Origin of the sequence: Bradyrhizobium neotropicale (assembly GCF_001641695.1) — a bacterium.
Lineage (GTDB): Bacteria > Pseudomonadota > Alphaproteobacteria > Rhizobiales > Xanthobacteraceae > Bradyrhizobium > Bradyrhizobium neotropicale.
In genome coordinates, this window is record NZ_LSEF01000068.1 from 1 (window position 1) to 5237 (window position 5237).

The following is a 5237-nucleotide window of genomic DNA, read 5'->3' on the forward strand; positions in this document are numbered from 1 at the left end:
GAGCTATGCGGGATTTTGGGTGACGAGGTGATCAGGCGGCGTGGGTTGCCGGCATTTGGATGACCTCGATGCCGTCGTTGAATCTGACACCTGCGATGACCTTCGGCAACTGATTTGTGCCTTTGAGCCGCCGCCAGGTCTTTGATGCGGCGATCACCAGTTTGAATACCATCAGCTTGGCGGTGGTCGGCGACAACGAGCCCTTGGTGCGCACCGTCCTGTGCCGCACGGTGGCGAACACGCTCTCGATGGGATTGGTCGTGCGCAAGTGATCCCAATGTTCGGCAGGAAAGTCGTAGAAGGCCAGCAGCGCGTCGCGATCCTTGATCAGACATTCGACCGCCCGGCCGTACTTGGCGCGGTATTTCTCGGCGAAGACGTCGATCGCCGCTTCGGCGGACGCCCGGCTCGGCGCCCAATAGACCTCGCGCAAATCTTTCTTCATGGTGGCCTGCACCGAGAGAGGGACCTTGTCCAGGACATTCACGGTCTTGTGCACCCAGCAGCGCTGGTGCCGGGTGCCGGGAAAGACCTCGTCAAGCGCCTTCCAGAAGCCGAGTGCGCCGTCGCCGACGGCAATTTCGGGCGCGATCTGCAATCCGCGCTGCTTGACGTCGATCAGGAGCTCGCGCCAGCTCTGCGCGCTCTCCCGCACGCCGACCTGAAAGCCGATCAGTTCCTTCCTGCCTTCTGGCGTTGCGCCGATCAGCACCAGCATGCACTCGCCGTGGTCTTCCATGCGGGCCTGCAGGAAGACGCCATCGGCCCACACGTACACATATCGCCGCGCCGACAGATCGCGCTTCTGCCAGCGCTCGTACTCGCCTTGCCACTCGGCCGTCAGCCGGGAAATCACCGCGGGCGACAGGTTCGGCGCCTCCTTGCCCAGCAAGGCCGTCAGCGCCTCCTGGAAATCGCCGGTCGAGATGCCGCGTAGATAGAGCACCGGCAACAGCGCATCCAGACTTCTGGTCCGCCGTGCCCACAACGGCAGGATCGCCGAGCTGAACCGGATCCGCTCGCCATCGCTGGCCGCCCCGCGGTCGCGAATCTTCGCCCGCGCGACCTCGACCGGGCCGATGCCGGTCTGGATCGTCCGCGCCGGGCCGTAGCCATGCCGCACGACACGGGCGCGTCCGTCGGCAAGCTTCAAGTCCTTCACCGTGGCAAGAAAGGTCTCGACTTCGACCTCGACAGCCTGCGCCAGAAGCTGCCGCGCACCAGCGCGCAGGATATTGGTCAGTGGATCATCGATCGCGTCGGGCTGACGAAGCGGGACAATGTTGCTAGTCTCGTTCATGGCGTATCGCTCTCCTTGAGAGGTTCTGGCAGGCTTCGACACCCGCCTCGATACGCCGCCTATCTCAGGCCGTCATCACCCAGCTTCCCGCATAACTCGTTTCCAGCTGCTCGCACGTTTTCATGTAGATCTTGAGGGTCTCGATGACGTCTTGCTCAAATACGGAGCCCGCGATGTAGGGCCTGCCGTCGTCCAAAACGCTGAGCTGCTTCACACCTTCGATCGCCCCATCCCTAAACAACAAACCATAGCCGTGGCTTTCCGCCATGGACGAGCCCGAATAGAGGAAAAGGCCGTCTAGATTTACTCCGTGGCCCGCGCCTCGGCTGCCGAGCGGCACAGGTAACGTCACGGGGCGCGCTGCAAGTTCCTCCGCCACGTTGATGAGCCTGCGGTCGCCGAACGAGGGTATCGGAATCACATGCAGCACTATGCTCGTGCTCGGCGACAGCCGGCAGGGCGTACTGCCGCTCGCGATCTTGGCCAGCCGGTCCCTGCGAAACTCTCGAATACGATCCGATATACCCTCGCGCAGCACGAACGCATTGCGCAACTCGCCGACGTCGAGAGGATATTTCCCAGCAGAATTACGTCCATAGAACTTGTCGTTCTTCGTCACACGATGGGGCGACAACCAGCTTCGCTGGGCTCGAACCATGAGAACGTGATTCTCATCACCGCAAGGGACCGAGTGAAAGGTCACCAACGGAAGACGTGGTTCAATATTATCGGCCAGCAGTTGTTCGAGCCGGAGCTTTTCATCGTCAAATCCCGCCAGCGGCACCCCGCTGATGGCTGTCGCGACGCCGTCTTCTGCCATGATCCCTATCAAGAGGTCGCCACCTGCTGAATTTGCGAATGCCGAAACAGCGGCGAGGAATTGAATGACCTCCTTTTCCGACTTGGCAGGCATCATCTGCTTGAACTCGAGGGTTTTGCTTTCCCGCGCGACACCTAGCAGACGTTCCAGGTCAGCCAGTTCTATTTTGTCGATCTGCTTCAGAATCATTCGCGTCTCCAGTATACGACGCCGGTTTGACGCTCCCGGCTGACGCCCAGCCGCGGTCGTCTCGTCGATATAGCGAGTGAACCAACGGATCGGGGAAGGTGTGCGAAGGGCATCAACGCGTTCCTCCGTGTGGCGCGTTCGGCTGCGCCGAACCAGGCTCTCGTGAACCGAGCCGCAGGCGTCTCGGCCATCTGACTGCGATCCCTTCTGTAATCCGAGTTGGAAGGTCAAGCCCCTTTCCACCTGTTCCGCCGCCCTGTGCAAAAGCCGTCTACGCAGCGATGTTGTCTTCCTTGTCTGCGCCGCGCATGACGATCTTCAGCGCATCATCGGCCAAAGGACGCTGCAGCGCCTTCGCCTCATCCCAGGGAGCGCGCATCCAGATGTCGCGCTCCTCCTCGGTGGTCAGGATCACCGGCATGGCCTTCGAGTGGATTGGCTCGACGACAGCATTGGGCGATGTTGTGAGGAACCCGTAGACGAGGTGAGGGCCTGGGATCGGCTTCGACTTGGTGCCGCGGTCGCCCTTGAACTCGGTCCAGATGCCGACGAAGCAGAACAGCGGCCGGCTTTCCTCGAGCGCAAACCAGACGACGTCTTTCTTCTTCGTCTCCGGATTTGGCTCGGGGGCGTACTCGGCGAGGCGATCGATCAGATCATTTGGGCTTTTGACCCACCACGCCCCTGCCGTGACGTTGTCGACCACAGGACTCGTCCAGTAGGTTTGGGTCAGATGCTTCAGTCTCCACAGCTTGATGCTGCGAAGCTTACCACGGACCACGGAGCTGACCTCGTAGTCCGTACCATTCCACAGACGCGCCATGGTTCTCGCTCTCGTCGTCCGATGTCGCATCGCCAGCGTCTTCACGAGGCTGCGGAACACAACAAGCTCCAACAGTCCCAAGGCGCCCTTGAAGTCATCAGCAAACGAATGGTAGTTCGCAAAACCACGGAACTCTGAGTTATAGGCGAGGACGGTTGCGACATCGCTGGTAACCAAGAACTGCTCGCGAGGACGGCCAGTTTTTCTGGCGAGATCGCCATAGTCGTGTCGCTTGCAGAACGCGGTGACCTCCTTCCGCGGCACGCGCAAACTGACATTGCCGGTGGTCGGCCGGCGTACCACGCGCCATGTCCGTCCATCCGGTCCCGTGCGGTTGGATTTGCGTCCAGCCCCATAGGATGTGTATGTCGAGATGCGATAGCTGAGGAAGGTCACTCCCTTTGAAGCGGCATAGACCCCACTTTTCTCGGGCGACACGGTGAGCTTCAATGTCTCCGTCAGGAATTGTTCGACGCAGACCATGATCTCACACGCTTCCCGCTTGCTCCCGATTATGCCGATGAGGAAGTCATCGGCGTAGCGGCAGTAGCGGAGCCTTTTGAAGTTCGGGTCCATCGGATCGACGGAGGGCACTTTCCGTCTCTCCTTATTAATGGCTTTGATCTCCGCGAGTGCAGCGTCGATCTCGGCCCGATCCGCGCCGCTGGCGCGGAGCCGTTCAATTTTACGGCGGAGACTGAGTACGCGCCGTTCCAGCGCCGCGTAGCGCGGGAATGGACGTCGGTCGCGGCCTTTGTCGAAGCCCGCCTTCATTGTCTGCATGTGCTGGTCCAGCTCGTGCAGATAGATGTTGGCGAGCAGGGGCGAGACAACGCCGCCCTGTGGCGTGCCACTATAGGTGCGTCCGTAGACCCAATCTTCCATGTAACCTGCTTTGAGCATTCCTTCGATCAGAGCGATGAACCTATCGTCATCGATCCGCTTCTTTAGAAGCCCAAGCAAAATGTCATGGTCGATGTTGTCGAAGAACCCACGCACATCCACTTCGACCAGCCACTTACAGCCCGTCCAGGTCTTCTTGATGGACTTGAGTGCGGTATGACAGGATCGTCTCGGGCGGAACCCATGCGACTCGTCGAGGAACACGGGTTCGTAGATCGCTTCGAGAAGAATCCTGACCGCCTCCTGAACGAGCCGGTCTTCCACCGTTGGGATACCCAGCGGTCGTGTTTTGCCGTTGTCCTTTGGGATATAGACCCGCCGGACTGGCCGGAAGCGATAAGTGCCATCTGCTACGCGCCTGGCGATGTCAGCGAGCTTCGCCAGCGACATGCCGTCGAAGGTCTTGCCATCTACACCGGGCGTCAGGGCTCCCTTGTTGCGGGAGACCTTTTCGTAGGCCCACTCGAAGAGATGCGGAGATCTCATCAGGCGGTGAAGGCCATTTACGCGCTTACCCGACCGCGACAAAGTCGGCAGTGATTCAATTCTTCTCTGGATGGTAGCGGCCTGCATCAGCAGAACCTCTCCGTCGAAGAATCTCTTCTACGCATACTGCAAATGCCGTTTTTAGCGGCATCCTCCTTCCCCCGATCGGAGGCGCTTTCGGTCCGGTCACCCGGCCTTATACGCATGATCGTCCACCTCGCGGTGGCTGTCCCGGTCATTACGCCGGGCATTTGGGTACTATGACGGCTCCGTCGCCATACAGGTTCTTGAAAGAGCCTGCTGCAGGCGATCCCGTAGTTGCGTGTGTAGGAAGTTGCGGTGTGTTTAGGTGTCCCATTCGTCTCCTTGACCCACGGATGGTGGTCGTCCCACGCAGACTGGTGGCGGATCGCACTGGCCGGTGCGATCTGCCCCGCGTGGCATAGCGTGTCAGCCGCGTTCGCTACGGCCAGCCCTTTGGCAACTGGAAACTGGGATTCAGGCAATACAGCTTTCACCATGCACACCTTACTTTGTGCTCTCCACTGGGCTGCGGCGCCCGATTTCGAGACGTTTCCCGGCATGCTTTGGTCCCGTTCTCCTTTCGGAGTCTCAGTCGTTTCCGACACCGGTAAGCCGGGCAAGTAAGAGCCATAACCAGCAGGCTCTATTCTTTCGAACACTCCCTTCTTCTCCACGCCTCAACGGCGCACGCC

Annotated in this window: 2 protein-coding genes and 2 pseudogenes; all 4 read right to left on the minus strand. The window is 60.1% G+C overall.

Annotation, left to right across the window (positions count from 1 at the left end):
• Positions 1 to 31: 31 nt before the first annotated feature.
• Positions 32 to 1300 carry an IS256 family transposase gene (locus tag AXW67_RS23095; protein WP_063678926.1) on the minus strand — a complete coding sequence of 423 codons (1269 nt, stop codon included), beginning with the start codon at positions 1298 to 1300 and terminating at the stop codon, positions 32 to 34.
• A 64-nt stretch (positions 1301 to 1364) separates the two neighbouring features.
• Positions 1365 to 2309 carry an AlbA family DNA-binding domain-containing protein gene (locus AXW67_RS23100; RefSeq protein WP_063679693.1) on the minus strand — a complete coding sequence of 315 codons (945 nt, stop codon included), beginning with the start codon at positions 2307 to 2309 and terminating at the stop codon, positions 1365 to 1367.
• 271 nt (positions 2310 to 2580) lie between these two features.
• A pseudogene (locus AXW67_RS44240) lies at positions 2581 to 2952 on the minus strand (SOS response-associated peptidase family protein); the annotation flags it as partial.
• A gap of 177 nt (positions 2953 to 3129) precedes the next feature.
• Positions 3130 to 4608: pseudogene (locus AXW67_RS44245) on the minus strand (reverse transcriptase domain-containing protein); the annotation flags it as partial.
• Positions 4609 to 5237 lie beyond the last annotated feature (629 nt).

Coding starts and splice junctions, on each gene's coding strand:
- AXW67_RS23095 (WP_063678926.1), bottom strand. CDS start 1,300: ATGAACGAGACTAGCAACATTGTCCCGCTTCGTCAGCCCGACGCGATC.
- AXW67_RS23100 (WP_063679693.1), bottom strand. CDS start 2,309: ATGATTCTGAAGCAGATCGACAAAATAGAACTGGCTGACCTGGAACGT.